The 16276-nt window shown below is 69.1% G+C and carries 9 protein-coding genes; 8 read left to right on the top strand and 1 reads right to left on the bottom strand.

Annotated features, from left to right (window positions below; genetic code table 11):
- Nucleotides 1-1699: GAF domain-containing protein (locus AC31A1_RS29235; protein WP_489656195.1), on the bottom strand; the 1699-nt coding region annotated here is incomplete at its 3' end.
- Between the two features lie 378 nt (nt 1700-2077).
- On the opposite strand from AC31A1_RS29235, the gene AC31A1_RS29240 reads away from it, so the two are divergent.
- The 8 genes from AC31A1_RS29240 to AC31A1_RS29275 all read left to right on the top strand — a co-directional run bounded on the left by AC31A1_RS29240 (nt 2078) and on the right by AC31A1_RS29275 (nt 15898).
- On the top strand, nt 2078-7540 hold the full coding sequence (locus tag AC31A1_RS29240) for a HAMP domain-containing protein (protein ID WP_489656196.1): 5463 nt from the start codon (nt 2078-2080) through the stop codon (nt 7538-7540).
- A 286-nt stretch (nt 7541-7826) separates the two neighbouring features.
- On the top strand, nt 7827-8510 hold the full coding sequence (locus AC31A1_RS29245) for a response regulator (RefSeq protein WP_489656197.1): 684 nt from the start codon (nt 7827-7829) through the stop codon (nt 8508-8510).
- 123 nt (nt 8511-8633) lie between these two features.
- Complete coding sequence (locus tag AC31A1_RS29250) at nt 8634-11354, top strand: DNA translocase FtsK (protein ID WP_489656198.1); 2721 nt, start codon at nt 8634-8636, stop codon at nt 11352-11354.
- A 264-nt stretch (nt 11355-11618) separates the two neighbouring features.
- Nucleotides 11619-12476 (top strand): helix-turn-helix domain-containing protein, encoded by an 858-nt coding sequence (locus tag AC31A1_RS29255; RefSeq protein WP_489656199.1) that lies wholly within the window; start codon nt 11619-11621, stop codon nt 12474-12476.
- A gap of 111 nt (nt 12477-12587) precedes the next feature.
- On the top strand, nt 12588-14060 hold the full coding sequence (rimO, locus tag AC31A1_RS29260) for a 30S ribosomal protein S12 methylthiotransferase RimO (protein WP_489656200.1): 1473 nt from the start codon (nt 12588-12590) through the stop codon (nt 14058-14060).
- Entirely contained in the window at nt 14057-14872 is an 816-nt protein-coding gene (gene pgsA, locus AC31A1_RS29265; protein WP_489656201.1) for a CDP-diacylglycerol--glycerol-3-phosphate 3-phosphatidyltransferase, read from the top strand. The genes rimO and pgsA overlap by 4 nt, the downstream gene beginning before the upstream one ends.
- Nucleotides 14869-15414 carry a CinA family protein gene (locus AC31A1_RS29270; protein WP_489656202.1) on the top strand — a complete coding sequence of 182 codons (546 nt, stop codon included), beginning with the start codon at nt 14869-14871 and terminating at the stop codon, nt 15412-15414. The genes pgsA and AC31A1_RS29270 overlap by 4 nt, the downstream gene beginning before the upstream one ends.
- A gap of 109 nt (nt 15415-15523) precedes the next feature.
- Nucleotides 15524-15898 carry a helix-turn-helix domain-containing protein gene (locus tag AC31A1_RS29275; RefSeq protein WP_019060943.1) on the top strand — a complete coding sequence of 125 codons (375 nt, stop codon included), beginning with the start codon at nt 15524-15526 and terminating at the stop codon, nt 15896-15898.
- The last annotated feature ends 378 nt before the right edge of the window (nt 15899-16276 follow it).

The following is a 16276-nucleotide window of genomic DNA, read 5'->3' on the forward strand; positions in this document are numbered from 1 at the left end:
GGGTGGGGACCGGGTCCGGAGGGGCGATCTTCGAGAGCAATGACTTGATGCCGTCGATGAGTTCCTCGTCCTCGTGGAGGACGTACGAGAGGTACGGGTCCGATGCCTGGTCGGCGATCGTGTAGACCGCGCACCAGGTCGCGAGGGTCGGGACCGTCATCTGGGCCATCAGGGCCAGGGTCTGGTCGCGGTCCAGGGTGCCCGCGAGGAGGTCTGAGGCCTCGACCAGGAAGCTGAGGGAGCCGCGGCGGAGGCGTTCCAGTTCGCCCAGGCGGGCCGATTCGACCGCCAACGCGATGCGGTCGGCGGCGAATTGGAGGCGTAGCGCTTCTTCGTTCGAGTACTTGTTGGGGCCTTCGGCGGCCACTCCGAGGGAGCCGGTGAGGCGGCCCTCCACCTTCAGGGGGACGGTGACGACCGAGCGCATTCCGGTGCCGCTGAGGAGCGGTACGGCGCCCGGGACGGCCTGGAGGTCCTCGTGGACGGCCGGCATGCGGGCGGAGCCGTAGCGGCCGGGGCCCGCCTCGACGGGCACGCGCGCGAAGCGCTGGCGGGCGGAGGGCAGGCCGGTGGAGGCGCGGACCTCCAACTCCGTCTCGTCGTCGGTCGCGAGGAGCAGGAAGGCGGAGTCGCCGTCGAGCATGTCGCGGGCGCGTTCGACCGTGCGCTGGAGGAGGCCGTCGAGGTCGTCCGGCGCGGGGGAGCCGATGAACACCTCGAAGGGGTCGGTGTTCTGGCCGTCCGGGGTGGACGCCGCGTCGGGGGCAGGTCCGCGCAACGGGGTCTGCAGAACCGCGCGTTCGTGGTCCCTCACCAGGAGGCACACGGTTGACGGCTCGCCGTCCGTGTCGCGGACGCGGAGGTGGGAGGCGTAGACCGGGGTCACCCGACCGTTGGCGCCGCGGATGCCGTAGGTGCCCTCCCAGCGGGAGAGGCGGAGGGCCTCGGCGATGCCGGTGCTGGTCCCCGGGGTGTGCGGCCAGGCGGCGAGGTCGGTGAGGGGCTTGCCGGTGACCTGCTCGGCGGCGTAGCCGAAGAGTTCCTCGGCGTCCTCGTTCCAGGACGCGATGGAGCCCGTGCGGTCGATCTGGACGACCGCGACGCGGACCCTGCCGTCGGCGAGCGGGAGCAGGGCGGCCGGCAGGGACGGGCCGGCCGCGCGGGTGCCCACCGGGCGTGCGGGGAGGTCGAGTTGGAACCAGACCAGCTTCTTCGTGGGCGTGTAGTCGACGCCCCAGCGGCTGGCCAGGGCCGCGCACAGCTGGAGGCCGCGGCCGCCCTCGCGGTCGGGGCTGCTCATGGTGATCGCGGCCCCCTGGAGGGGGATCTCGCGCTCCGGGTAGTGGTCGGCGACCTCGATTCTCACGCCGTCGTCACTCCGTAGGCACAGAACATCCGCGGCCGTGCCCGCGTGGACCACGGCGTTGGTCACCAGCTCGCTGGTGAGAACTACGGCGTCGTCGATGATGTCGGCGAAGCCCCAGCCCTGCAGGGTGTCGCGGACGAAGGACCGCGCGGTGGCGACCGATCGTCCGACGGGCTCGAAGCTGGCGGCCGCGCGCGCGGTGATCACAGAACTCCTCGGCCTGTTGTCGGCGGGCAGGTCACCATGGCCGATCGGCGCCTGCCGGGGCACCGGCTGGCTTCCGGTCGGCGGGGGATCCTGGGGCGTTCCCCCAGGATGCAGTCCGGTGGTCATGGTGCGGTGCCCCTCCGATGCCTGCCCGCTCGTGCTCGTGCCACCGCCCAGGCCGGACGGAACCGGCGCGGCTGGACAGCCGCATGCAAGGTTACTTACCTTCACCGTCCATGCGGATGCCGGTCCGCAGTGTTTCCGTCCTCAGGGTGTGCGGACCGTGTGCGAAGCTGCCGAACTGTTATGGCCTGGTTCAGGCAGGGTGAAACACTGGGCAGGATTCTGGTGAAGGTCCGGGCAGGCCGGGTGTCTTCTGTAGATGGAGACACCACACCTTGTTGAAGCCAGGTAAACCGGGCAGAGATACGCGGCGGAACCTGATACGCCGAGCAGTTGCACACCGGCACAGCGGTAACGGTCGACCCCTGCGGGAGGGACACAGTGGAGTCTGGCGCAGCGACGCGGGGCACTAAGACGCGCGCGAAAGGCGGACAGTCCCTGAAGAACCAGCGCAAACCACGCAATGGGACCACGGAGGTGGACGCGGCCTCCTTGGACCGGCTGCTGACGGCTCTGGTCTCCATGCGGGACGGGAACTTCCGCAAGCGGCTTACGGTGTCCGGCGACGGCGTGATGTCGGAGATCGCCGCCGTGTTCAACGAGGTGGCCGACCGCAACCTGCACCTCACGGGCGAGCTGTCCCGGGTGCGGCGCATGGTGGGCCGTGAGGGAAAGCTCACGGAGCGGCTGGAGACGGGCGCCTGCGAGGGTTCCTGGGCCTCGGCCATCGATGCGTCCAACGCGCTCGTGGACGACCTCGTACGGCCCGTCTCCGAGGTCGGACGGGTGCTGTCCGCGGTGGCGGAGGGTGATCTGTCGCCGCGCATGGAGCTGCGGACGCAGGCGCCGGACGGGACCGGGCATCCGCTGCGCGGGGAGTTCCTGAAGGTCGGGCGGACCGTCAACAACCTGGTCGACCAGCTGTCGACGTTCACCGACGAGGTCACGCGCGTGGCCAGCGAGGTGGGCACCGAGGGCAAGCTGGGCGGGCAGGCACGCGTGCGTGGCATGTCCGGCTCGTGGAAGGACCTCACGGAGTCCGTCAACACGATGGCGTACCGGCTGACGGCCCAGGTGCGGGACATCGCGCTGGTGACCACGGCGGTCGCCAAGGGTGACCTGTCGCGGAAGGTCACGGTCCATGTCGCCGGCGAGATGCTGGAGCTCAAGAACACCGTCAACACGATGGTGGACCAGCTGTCGTCGTTCTCCTCCGAGGTGACGCGAGTCGCCCGTGAGGTGGGCACCGAGGGCGAGCTGGGCGGCCAGGCGCAGGTGCCGGGTGTGGCCGGGGTGTGGAAGGACCTCACCGACTCGGTGAACATCATGGCCGGCAACCTGACGGCGCAGGTGCGCGGTATCGCCCAGGTGACGACGGCTGTGGCCAACGGTGACCTGTCGCAGAAGGTGACCGTGTCGGCGCGGGGCGAGGTCGCCCAGCTCGCCGAGACGATCAACCAGATGACCGAGACGCTGCGTACGTTCGCGGACGAGGTCACGCGCGTGGCCAACGAGGTCGGCGCCGAGGGGCAGCTCGGCGGGCAGGCGAACGTGCCGGGTGCGGCGGGAACGTGGAAGGACCTCACCGATTCGGTGAACACGGTCTTCCGGAACCTGACGATCCAGGTGCGGGACATCGCCGCCGTGACGACCGCCGTGGCGAGCGGTGATCTGTCCCAGAAGGTCACCGTGAACGTGGCCGGCGAGATGCTGGAACTGAAGAACACCGTCAACGGGATGGTCGACCAGCTGTCCTCGTTCGGTGCCGAGGTCACGCGCGTGGCGCGCGAGATCGGTGTCGAGGGTGAACTGGGCGGCCAGGCGCAGGTGCCGGGCGCGGCCGGGACGTGGAAGGACCTGACGGACTCCGTCAACACGGCGTTCCGCAACCTCACCGGACAGGTGAGGAACATCGCGCAGGTGACTACGGCCGTGGCCAACGGCGACCTGTCGCAGAAGGTCACCGTCGACGTGTCCGGCGAGATGCTTCAGTTGAAGAACACCGTCAACACGATGGTGGACCAGCTGTCGTCGTTCGCCGACCAGGTGACCCGGATGGCCCGTGACGTGGGCACCGAGGGCCGGCTCGGCGGCCAGGCGCGCGTGGACGGCGTCTCGGGCACCTGGAAGGAACTCACCGACTCCGTCAACTCGATGGCCGGGAACCTGACCTCCCAGGTGCGCAACATCGCCCAAGTGACCACGGCGGTGGCCCAGGGCGACCTGTCCCAGAAGATCGACGTGGACGCGCGCGGCGAGATCCTGGAGCTGAAGAACACCATCAACACGATGGTTGACCAGCTCTCCGCCTTCGCCGACCAGGTGACCCGGGTCGCCCGCGAGGTGGGCACGGAGGGCCGCCTGGGCGGGCAGGCGCAGGTGCCCGGCGTCGCCGGTGTGTGGCGCGACCTGACCGACTCGGTGAACGGCATGGCAGGCAACCTCACCGCGCAGGTCCGCAACATCGCGCAGGTCGCGACCGCGGTGGCCCGGGGTGACCTGTCCCAGAAGATCACCGTGGACGCGCGCGGCGAGATCCTGGAGCTGAAGAACACCCTGAACACGATGGTCGACCAGCTGTCCTCGTTCGCCGAGGAGGTCACGCGCGTGGCCCGCGAGGTGGGCACCGAGGGGCAGTTGGGCGGACAGGCCGAGGTGCAGGGTGTCTCCGGCACTTGGAAGGACCTCACGCAGTCGGTGAACTTCATGGCGAACAACCTGACCATCCAGGTGCGCCAGATCGCCGAGGTCACGACCGCCGTCGCCAAGGGCGACCTCTCCAAGAAGATCACCGTCGACGCCAAGGGCGAGATCCTCGAACTCGTCACGACGGTCAACACGATGGTCGACCAGCTGTCGTCGTTCGCCGAACAGGTGACCCGGGTGGCCCGCGAGGTGGGCACCGAGGGCATCCTGGGCGGCCAGGCGCACGTGCCCGGCATCACGGGCATCTGGAAGGACCTCAGCGGCAACGTCAACCTGATGGCCAACAACCTGACCATGCAGGTGCGGAACATCTCCCAGGTCGCGGCGGCCGTCGCCAACGGCGACCTGACGCGCACGGTGACGATCGAGGCGCGCGGCGAGGTCGCGCAGCTCGCCGACACCTTCAACACCATGGTGAAGACGCTGAGTTCGTTCGCCGACCAGGTCACCAAGGTGGCCCGCGAGGTGGGCACGGACGGCATCCTCGGCGGTCAGGCGCGCGTGCCCGGTGTGGCCGGCACGTGGAAGGACCTCACCGAGTCCGTGAACGGGATGGCGTCCAACCTGACCGGTCAGGTGCGCAACATCGCGATGGTCACCACGGCCATCGCCAAGGGCGACCTGACCAAGAAGATCGACATCGACGCCCGCGGCGAGATCCTCGAACTGAAGACGACGATCAACACGATGGTCGATCAGCTGTCGTCGTTCGCCGAGGAGGTCACCCGCGTCGCCCGCGAGGTGGGCACGGAGGGCCAGTTGGGCGGTCAGGCACGCGTGCGTGACGTCGACGGCACCTGGCGCGACCTCACCGAGTCGGTGAACGAGATGGCCGGGAACCTGACCCGGCAGGTGCGTGCCATCGCGCGCGTGGCGACCGCGGTGACCCGCGGCGACCTGAACCTGAAGATCGACGTCGACGCGGCCGGCGAGATCCAGGAACTGCAGGACTACATCAACAAGATGATCGCCAACCTGCGCGACACCACGATCGCCAACAAGGAGCAGGACTGGCTCAAGGGCAACCTCGCCCGCATCTCCGCACTGATGCAGGGCCGCCGCGACCTGGACGACGTCGCCTCGCTGATCATGAGCGAGCTGACGCCGGTGGTCTCCGCACAGCACGGCGCGTTCTTCCTCGCGCTGCCCCTGGCGGACGCCGAGGGCGAGGAGGCGTACGAACTGCGCATGCTCGGGTCGTACGGCTACTCCATGGGGTCCATGCCGACCTCGTTCAGGCCCGGTGAGGCGCTGATCGGGACAGCCGCCCAGGAGCGGCGCACGATCCTCGTGGAGAACGCGCCCAGCGGCTATCTGAAGATCTCCTCGGGGCTCGGGGAGGCGCCGCCCGCGCAGGTGATCGTCCTTCCGGTGCTGTTCGAGGGGAAGGTGCTCGGCATCATCGAGCTGGCTTCGTTCACGCCCTTCACGCAGATCCAGAAGGACTTCCTGAACCAGATCGCCGAGATGATCGCGACCAGCGTCAACACCATCTCCGTCAACACCAAGACGGAGCTGCTGCTGAAGCAGTCCCAGGAGCTGACCGAGCAACTCCAGGAGCGGTCGGCCGAGTTGGAGAACCGGCAGAAGGCCCTCCAGTCGTCCAACGCCGAACTGGAGGAGAAGGCCGAGCTGTTGGCCCAGCAGAACCGCGACATCGAGGTCAAGAACACCGAGATCGAAGAGGCCCGGCAGGTCCTGGAGGAACGCGCCGAGCAACTCGCCGTATCCATGCGCTACAAGAGCGAGTTCCTCGCCAACATGTCGCACGAGCTGCGCACACCGCTCAACTCGCTGCTGATCCTGGCCAAGCTGCTCGCCGACAACGCGGAGGGCAACCTCTCCCCGAAGCAAGTCGAGTTCGCCGAGACGATCCACGGCGCGGGGTCCGACCTGCTCCAGCTGATCAACGACATCCTGGACCTGTCGAAGGTCGAGGCGGGCAAGATGGACGTCTCCCCGACACGCATCGCGCTCGTCCAACTCGTCGACTACGTAGAGGCCACTTTCCGCCCGCTGACCGCGGAGAAGGGCCTCGACCTGTCCGTTCGGGTGTCGCCGGAACTGCCCGCCACCTTGCACACCGACGAGCAGCGCCTCCTCCAGGTGCTGCGCAACCTGCTGTCCAACGCGGTGAAGTTCACCGACTCCGGAGCGGTCGAGCTGGTCATCCGGCCGGCCGGCGCGGATGTGCCGGTGGCGATCCGGGAGCAGCTCCTGGAGGCCGGATCCCTGCGGGACGCGGACGCCGGCCTGATCGCCTTCTCGGTGACCGACACTGGGATCGGGATCGCCGGGAGCAAGATGCGGGTCATCTTCGAGGCGTTCAAGCAGGCCGACGGTACGACCAGTCGCAAGTACGGGGGCACGGGACTCGGGTTGTCGATCTCCCGGGAGATCGCGCAGCTGCTCGGCGGTGAGATCCACGCGCAGAGCGAACCGGGACGCGGCTCGACGTTCACGCTGTATTTGCCGCTGCACCCGAGCGAACTGCCCCCGCAGGGCTACCAGCAGCTGCCCGCGCTGGAGGCGGGCGACCTGGTGGCGTCGGCGGCGGAACTCGCCGAACTCTCGGAGCGGAGCGAGGCGGACTTCGAGACGCCCGCCGAGGTGAAGTCGTACCACGAGACGCAGAACGGTGCCGCCGCGCTCTTCAGGCGCCGTCGCAGGGCCGTCGAGCAGTCCACCCAGCCGGGGCAGACCGTACGTGACCAGTGGGCGGCTCCGGAGTCGCCGCCGCCGTCGCGCCGGGGCATCCGGTTCGGCGGGGAGAAGGTGCTGATCGTCGACGACGACATCCGCAACGTCTTCGCGCTGACCAGTGTCCTGGAGCAGCACGGCCTGTCCGTGCTGTACGCGGAGAACGGCCGTGAGGGCATCGAAGTCCTGGAGCAGCACGACGATGTGACGGTCGTTCTGATGGACATCATGATGCCCGAGATGGACGGATACGCGACGACGACGGCGATCCGCAGGATGCCCCAGTTCGCCGGGCTGCCGATCATCGCGCTGACCGCGAAGGCGATGAAGGGCGACCGGGAGAAGGCGATCGAGTCCGGCGCCTCGGACTACGTCACCAAGCCGGTCGATCCCGATCACCTGCTGGCGGTGATGGAGCAGTGGATGCGTACGGAGTGAGGGAAACGACCGGACTTGACGGGAAAGCAGCGGGAACGGTGCGGGGAACGTCCGGTGGCCACGCGGAGTTGCTGACTCAGTGTGCCCGGAGCCGTGTAGGAGCACGGGATTCGGGGAACCTTCTGGTCTCCCGCCGCGTTTCTGCTACGTGCACAGTGACATCACGGTGACAGGGTGTGGCGACAGGCGGGGTGCGGCTACCATGACCGGCACAAGGACGGACGGCGCAAGAGAGTCGTCCCCTGGGGCGGCGCCCGGTGCACATCCGGGGCGAGGAGGGCGGGCCATGGTGCAGAAGGCCAAGATCCTCCTGGTCGATGACCGGCCGGAGAATCTGCTGGCGCTGGAGGCCATCCTCTCTGCGCTCGATCAGACACTGGTTCGGGCATCGTCCGGGGAGGAAGCGCTCAAGGCACTGCTGACGGACGACTTCGCGGTCATTCTGCTGGACGTCCAGATGCCGGGCATGGACGGTTTCGAGACCGCCGCGCACATCAAGCGACGGGAGCGGACCCGGGACATCCCGATCATCTTCCTCACCGCGATCAACCACGGCCCGCACCACACCTTCCGGGGTTACGCGGCGGGCGCGGTCGACTACATCTCCAAGCCGTTCGACCCGTGGGTGCTGCGCGCGAAGGTCTCGGTCTTCGTCGAGCTCTACATGAAGAACTGCCAGTTGCGGGAGCAGGCGGCGCTGCTGCGGCTCCAGTTGGAGGGCGGCGGCAGGCCCGCGGCCGGTGCGGCCAAGGAACCGGCCGGACTGCTCGCCGAGCTGTCGGCGCGGCTCGCGGCCGTGGAGGAACAGGCCGAGGCGCTGTCCAAGCAGCTCGACGACGAGTCGGCGGACGCGGCGGCCGTAGCGACCGCGGCTCATCTCGAACGCAAACTCACCGGGCTGCGCAGGGCACTCGACGCCCTGGAGCCGGGTACGGGCAGCGGAGCGCCTTCGGTCCCGTCGCAGAACTGACGTCCGCCGCAGGCGCAGTTGTGCGTGAGCGGCCGTCAGTTCCGGGTCTCGTACGGGCGACACGAACGGGTGAAGCAGTGGGCACACGTGTCCGCTGCCGTCTCCACAGGTAACCTCACACCTATGGCCTCACGTCCCTCCGCAGCCAAGAAGCAGCCCGCCAAGAGGGCTGCTCCGGCGAAGGCTCCGGCGAAGAAGGCCGCTGCGAAAAGGGCCCCCGCGAAGAAGGCGGCCGTCAAGAAGACCGCCCGCCCGGCGCCCAAGCCGGCGCCCAGCCCCACCGGGGGCATCGTCAAGCTCGTGCGCGCCGTCTGGCTCGGCACCGCGCACGCCGTCGGCGCGGTGTTCCGCGGGATAGGGCAGGGCGCGAAGAACTTGGACCCGGCCCACCGCAAGGACGGCGTCGCGCTGCTGCTGTTCGGCCTCGCGCTGATCGTCGCCGCCGGCACCTGGGCCGATCTGCGCGGCCCGGTCGGCGACCTCGTCGAGATCCTGGTGACCGGCGCCTTCGGCCGGCTCGACCTGCTCGTGCCGATACTGCTCGCGGTGATCGCCGTGCGCTTCATCCGGCACCCCGAGAAGCCCGAGGCCAACGGCCGCATCGTGATCGGCCTGTCCGCACTCGTCATCGGCGTGCTCGGCCAGGTCCACATCGCCTGCGGCGCGCCCGCCCGCAGCGACGGCATGCAGGCCATAAGGGACGCCGGCGGCCTCATCGGCTGGGCCGTGGCCACCCCGCTGACGTACACGATGGGCGAGGTCCTCGCCGTACCCCTGCTCGTGCTGCTCACGGTCTTCGGGCTGCTGGTCGTCACGGCCACGCCCGTCAACGCGATCCCGCAGCGCCTGCGGCTGCTCGGGGTGAAGCTGGGCATCGTCCACGACTACGACGACGAAGAAGAGTTCGGCGAGGACGACGAGCGCTACGACGAGCAGTGGCGCGAGGCACTGCCCGCGCGCCCCCGCAAGCGCGGAAGCGCCCCCGAGGCCTACGACCCCGACAGCGCCGAGCAGGACGCCCTCTCCAAGCGCCGGAGCCGCCCCAGGCGCTCCGCCGTGCCCCAGCCCGACATGAACCGCCCCATGGACGCCGTGGACGTCGCAGCGGCCGCCGCAGCCGCGCTCGACGGGGCCGTCCTGCACGGCATGCCGCCCTCGCCGATCGTCGCCGACCTCACCCAGGGCGTACGGGTCGCGGGAGACCGCGAGGACACCACCCCGACGCCCGTCCCGGCCCCCGCCGCGCGCCCCAAGCAGGAGAAGCTCAAGGCCGATCCGGTCGAGCGCGTCGTGGCGGACCTGACCAAGGCGCCCCCGGAGGAGATGCGCGACCTGCCGCCGCGGGCCGAGCAGCTCCAGCTGTCCGGCGACATCACGTACGCGCTGCCCTCGCTCGACCTCCTCACGCGCGGAGGCCCCGGCAAGGCGCGCAGCGCCGCGAACGACGCTGTGGTGGCCTCGCTGACGAACGTCTTCTCCGAGTTCAAGGTCGACGCCGCCGTCACCGGCTTCACGCGCGGGCCCACGGTCACGCGCTACGAGGTGGAGCTCGGCCCCGCCGTCAAGGTAGAGCGGATCACCGCCCTCACCAAGAACATCGCCTACGCCGTCGCCAGCCCCGACGTGCGGATCATCAGCCCGATCCCCGGCAAGTCGGCGGTCGGCATCGAGATCCCGAACACGGACCGCGAGATGGTCAACGTCGGCGACGTCCTGCGCCTCGCGGACGCGGCCGAGGACGATCACCCGATGCTCGTGGCGCTCGGCAAGGACGTCGAGGGCGGTTACGTCATGGCCAACATGGCGAAGATGCCGCACATCCTGGTGGCCGGTGCCACCGGCTCGGGCAAGTCGTCCTGCATCAACTGCCTGATCACGTCGATCATGTGCCGCGCGACGCCCGAGGACGTCCGCATGGTCCTCGTCGACCCCAAGCGCGTCGAACTGACCGCCTACGAAGGCATCCCGCACCTGATCACGCCCATCATCACCAACCCGAAGCGGGCCGCCGAGGCGCTCCAGTGGGTCGTACGCGAGATGGACCTCAGGTATGACGACCTCGCGGCCTTCGGGTACCGGCACATCGACGACTTCAACCAGGCCATCCGCGACGGCAAACTGAAGACTCCGGAGGGCAGCGAGCGGGAGCTCAAGACCTATCCGTACCTCCTGGTGATCGTCGACGAACTCGCCGACCTGATGATGGTCGCGCCGCGGGACGTCGAGGACTCGATCGTGCGCATCACGCAGCTCGCGCGTGCGGCCGGCATCCACCTGGTGCTCGCGACGCAGCGGCCGTCCGTCGATGTCGTCACCGGTCTGATCAAGGCGAACGTGCCCTCCAGGCTCGCGTTCGCCACCTCGTCCCTGGCCGACTCGCGGGTCATCCTCGACCAGCCCGGCGCCGAGAAGCTCATCGGCAAGGGTGACGGCCTGTATCTGCCGATGGGTCAGAACAAGCCCACCCGTATGCAGGGCGCGTTCGTCACCGAGGACGAGATCCACGCTGTCGTGCAGCACTGCAAGGACCAGATGACCCCGGTCTTCCGGGAGGACGTCACCGTGGGCACCAAGCAGAAGAAGGAGGTCGACGAGGAGATCGGCGACGACCTCGACCTGCTGTGCCAGGCGGCCGAGCTGGTCGTGTCCACGCAGTTCGGGTCCACCTCGATGCTCCAGCGCAAACTGCGCGTCGGCTTCGCCAAGGCCGGGCGGCTCATGGACCTCATGGAGTCCCGGGGCATCGTCGGACCCAGCGAGGGATCCAAGGCGCGTGACGTTCTTGTGAAGGCTGACGAGCTGGACGGAGTGCTCGCGGTGATCCGCGGGGAGTCTGAAGGGTAGGCGTTCACCGAAAGGTCCGCCGAAAGGATGCGACCGTGACTCACCCGTTAGAGATCGTCGGGCAACCGTTTCCCTTTGCCGTACGTCAAGTTGAGCGAGAAGACAGATCGGGCTCCCACCATGGGGTCCGTGTCTGGCTCGCCATCGGGCTGTCCGGCCATACCGATGGCGTACAAAGTCCTACCGCCCGGTTGCCCCACCCTTCAGTACCCCCCCTAGACTGAATTTCCAGCACAGGCGGCTACACGCTCGAAAGGCGCCCCCGTGTCCATCGGCAACTCCCCTGAAGACGAGCGTCCGTTCGAAGACGGTCGTTCCTCAGACGGTCATGAGGAAGAAGCCCGCCCTTCCGTCGGCCGAGCCCTGCAGCAGGCGCGCATCGCCGCCGGGCTGACCGTCGACGACGTCAGCAGTGCCACCCGGGTCCGCATCGCCATCGTGCACGCCATCGAGGCCGACGACTTCACGCCCTGCGGCGGTGACGTCTACGCCCGCGGGCACATCAGGACCCTCGCCAAGGCCGTCCACATCGATCCCGCCCCCCTCCTCGCGCGCTACGACGACGACCACGGCGGACGTCCGGCCCCGACGCCGGCGGCGCCCCTCTTCGAGGCGGAACGCATCCGTCCCGAGCGGCGGGGCCCCAACTGGACCGCGGCCATGGTCGCCGCGATCGTCGCCGTGGTCGGCTTCGTCGGGTTCACGGCGTTCAAGGGCGGCGACAGCGACACTGACGCCACGTCACAGGTCACCCAGGGGGCCACGCCCAGCGCCGGCAAGCCCGCCGCGCCCAAGCCCTCGAACACCACCGCCACGCCCAAGTCCGACCCCTCCGACAGTGCGATCGCCGCCGCGCCGCAGGACAAGGTGACGGTTCAGGTGAGCGCGGTCGACGGCCGCAGCTGGATCTCCGCCAAGGACCACAACGGCCGGATGCTCTTCGACGGACTCCTCAAGAAGGGCGAGTCCAAGACCTTCCAGGACAGCTCGAAGGTCAACCTGATCCTCGGCGACGCCGGTGCGATCCAGCTCTACGTCAACGGCAAGAAGATCGAGGACGACTTCCAGCCCGGAGCGGTGGAGCGCCTCACGTACACGAAGGGCGACCCCGAGGTCGGCTGAGGCCCCGAGGCCGGCTGATCGGTCCCGCGGGGTGGTTGTTTCAAGGGGTTGGCCAAGATCGGCCAACCCCTTCGACGTGGGGTGTCAGTGGGACGAAGTAGTCTTGAGCCCATGCCTGAACGCCGTACCGTCGCACTCGTCACTCTTGGCTGCGCCCGTAACGAGGTGGACTCGGAGGAGCTCGCAGGCCGCTTGGAGGCGGACGGCTGGCAACTCGTGGAGGACGCCGAGGACGCGGACGTCGCTGTCGTCAACACCTGTGGCTTCGTCGAGGCCGCCAAGAAGGACTCCGTCGACGCCCTCCTCGAAGCCAATGACCTGAAGGGTCACGGCAGAACGCAGGCCGTCGTCGCGGTGGGCTGCATGGCCGAGCGGTACGGCAAGGAGCTCGCCGAGGCGCTGCCCGAGGCCGACGGGGTGCTCGGCTTCGACGACTACTCCGACATCTCCGACCGCCTCCAGACCATCCTGAACGGCGGCATCCACGCCTCGCACACCCCGCGCGACCGCCGCAAGCTGCTGCCGATCAGCCCCGCCGAGCGGCAGGAGTCCGCCGCTGACGTCGCGCTGCCCGGCCACGGCCCGGTCGACCTCCCGGACGGCCTCGCGCCCGCCTCGGGCCCCCGCGCGCCCCTGCGCCGCCGCCTGGACGGCTCCCCGGTCGCCTCGGTGAAGCTCGCCTCCGGCTGCGACCGCCGCTGCTCCTTCTGCGCCATCCCCTCCTTCCGCGGCTCCTTCATCTCCCGCCGCCCGAGCGACGTACTGAACGAGACCCGCTGGCTGGCCGAGCAGGGCGTCAAGGAGATCATGCTGGTCTCCGAGAACAACACGTCCTACGGCAAGGACCTGGGCGACATCCGCCTCCTGGAGACGCTGCTGCCCGAGCTGGCGGACATCGACGGCCTGGAGCGCGTGCGGGTCAGCTACCTCCAGCCCGCCGAGATGCGCCCCGGGCTCATCGACGTGCTCACCTCGACCCCGAAGATCGCGCCCTACTTCGACCTGTCCTTCCAGCACTCCGCGCCCGACGTGCTGCGCTCCATGCGCCGCTTCGGCGACACGGACCGCTTCCTCGAACTGCTCGACACCATCCGCTCCAAGGCCCCGCAGGCCGGGGTCCGCTCGAACTTCATCGTCGGCTTCCCCGGCGAGACCGAGGCCGACCTGGCCGAGCTGGAGCGCTTCCTGAACGGCGCGCGCCTGGACGCCATCGGTGTCTTCGGCTACTCCGACGAGGAGGGCACGGAGGCGGCGACGTACGACAAGAAGCTCGACCAGGACGTCGTGGACGCGCGGCTCGCGCACATCTCCCGGCTCGCCGAGGAACTCGTCTCGCAGCGTGCCGAGGAGCGCGTCGGCGAGACCGTGCACGTGCTGGTGGAGTCGGTGGACTCGGAGGACGGCGCCTACGGCCGCGGCGAGCACCAGGCGCCGGAGACGGACGGCCATGTGCTCCTCACGAGCGGCGAAGGCCTGAGCGTCGGCCGTATGGTCGAGGCGAAGGTGGTCGGTACGGAAGGTGTCGACCTGGTGGCCGAGCCGCTCCTGGGCTCGCTCGCGTGTAGTGAGGAGGCGGGCAGATGACCGGAGTCCCGGCATCGGCGGCGGGCGACACCTCCAGCGCGAACGGCGCGCCCGCGAGCGCGGGTTCCGGTGCGGCCTCCGGTGGCGCCCCTTCCGCCGCGATGTCGGGCAACGTCTCGGGCGGTGTCTCTTCCGGTGGAGCCTCGGCCGGCGAGGCCTCGTCCGGTTTGCCCGGTGGTCCGAGGCCGGCGCGCGGTGCGAAGGTCGTCGCCGCGGCCGTCAACCAGGCGAGCGTCTGGAACATCGCCAACTTCCTGACCATGCTCCGGCTGCTGCTCGTCCCCGGCTTCGTCGCCCTGATGCTGGCCGACGGCGGGTACGACCCGGCGATGCGCTCGTTCGCCTGGGCGGCGTTCGCCATCGCCATGATCACCGACCTGTTCGACGGTCATCTGGCGCGGACGTACGACCTCGTCACCGACTTCGGGAAGATCGCCGACCCCATCGCCGACAAGGCGATCATGGGCGCGGCGCTGATCTGTCTGTCCTCGCTCGGCGATCTGCCGTGGTGGGTGACCGCCGTCATCCTCGGCCGGGAACTCGGGATCACGCTGCTGCGTTTTCTTGTCATCCGGTACGGCGTCATTCCCGCGTCGCGCGGCGGCAAGCTGAAGACGCTCACGCAGGGCGTGGCCGTAGGAATGTATGTGCTGGCGCTGACGGGCTGGCTGGCCACTCTGCGGTTCTGGGTGATGGCGGCGGCGGTCGTTCTGACCGTGCTGACCGGGCTGGACTATGTGAGACAGGCCATTGTGCTGCGCAGGCAGGGAATCGCCGAGCGCATGGCCGCGTCGGAGGAGACGGAAGCGTGAGTTCCACGGCCACTGAAGTGGTGCGACTACTGACGGTGAGCGGTGCGACGCTCGCTGTCGCCGAGTCGCTCACCGGTGGCCTGGTTGCGGCCGAGATCACATCGGTGCCCGGAGCCTCCAGGGCCTTCCGAGGATCGGTCACCGCCTACGCCACCGAGCTGAAGCACCAGCTGCTCGGTGTCGACGCCGCACTGCTGGCCGAGCGGGGAGCCGTAGACGCGCAGGTCGCGGCCCAGATGGCGGCCGGCGTACGGAAGGCCCTGGGCGCCGACTGGGGCGTCGCGACCACCGGCGTGGCGGGCCCGGAGCCGCAGGACGGACAGCCCGTGGGCACCGTCTTCGTGGCCGTGGACGGGCCCTTCGGACCGGATCCGGATGCCGCCGGTGGCGGGAAAGTGGCCGCGCTGCGGTTGAACGGCGGCCGGGCGGAAATTCGTAGAGAGAGTGTACGGAGCGTACTCGCGCTGCTTCTGGAGCGGCTCGTGAGCGAACAGACCGGGAATGAGCGGACACAGGATACGGAACAGAACGGGGGGTTTTGATGTTTGCAGCCCTGAGTGAACACGACATCGCTCCCCGCACGGCCGCGGCGCAAGGCGGTACGGTGGGGCGAGAAGGATGCGGCTACGCAGTCCGAGGAGGGAGCCACCGATGATTCTGCTCCGTCGCCTGTTGGGCGATGTGCTGCGTCGGCAGCGCCAGCGCCAGGGCCGTACTCTGCGCGAAGTCTCCTCGTCCGCCCGAGTCTCACTCGGCTATCTCTCCGAGGTGGAGCGGGGGCAGAAAGAGGCTTCCTCTGAACTGCTGTCCGCCATCTGCGACGCGTTGGACGTACGGATGTCCGAACTCATGCGGGAAGTGAGCGACGAGCTCGCTCTCGCCGAGCTGGCCCAGTCTGCTGCGGCCACCGGTTCTGTGCCCACGTCGGTACGTCCGATGCTGGGTTCCGTGTCGGTGACCGGTGTGCCACCGGAACGGGTGACCATCAAGGCCCCCGCCGAGGCGGTGGACGTGGTCGCCGCGTGACGCTCGCTCACGCTGGCGTGACGCTGATGTAGACCGATGAGGCGCTGACCGGCCTCAGCGATGTGTGTGAGCCCTGACCGGGGCTTCTCCAGGGAGATCTGGAGGAGCGCGGTCGGGGCTTTCGCGTTGTCGCCCTCTCGTGTGGGGCGGCGGCGGGCGACCTGGCGGGGCTGGACGCCGGTCGCTCTGGTCGGGGGCCCTGCGCGGCTGGGGCGGTCCGTTTGCCGGTGCGGGCCGGGGCGGTCATGGTTGAGGCGAGTGGTGCGTCCGTGTGCCGTCGATGCGCCCTTCTTGCCGGTGACCGTGACGTTCTGGCGTCGGGCTGGAGGTGGGGCCATGGCGGGGCGAATAGCTGTCTCGTATACACATCTCCGAGCC

The organism is Streptomyces sp. P5F9 (assembly GCF_057961495.1).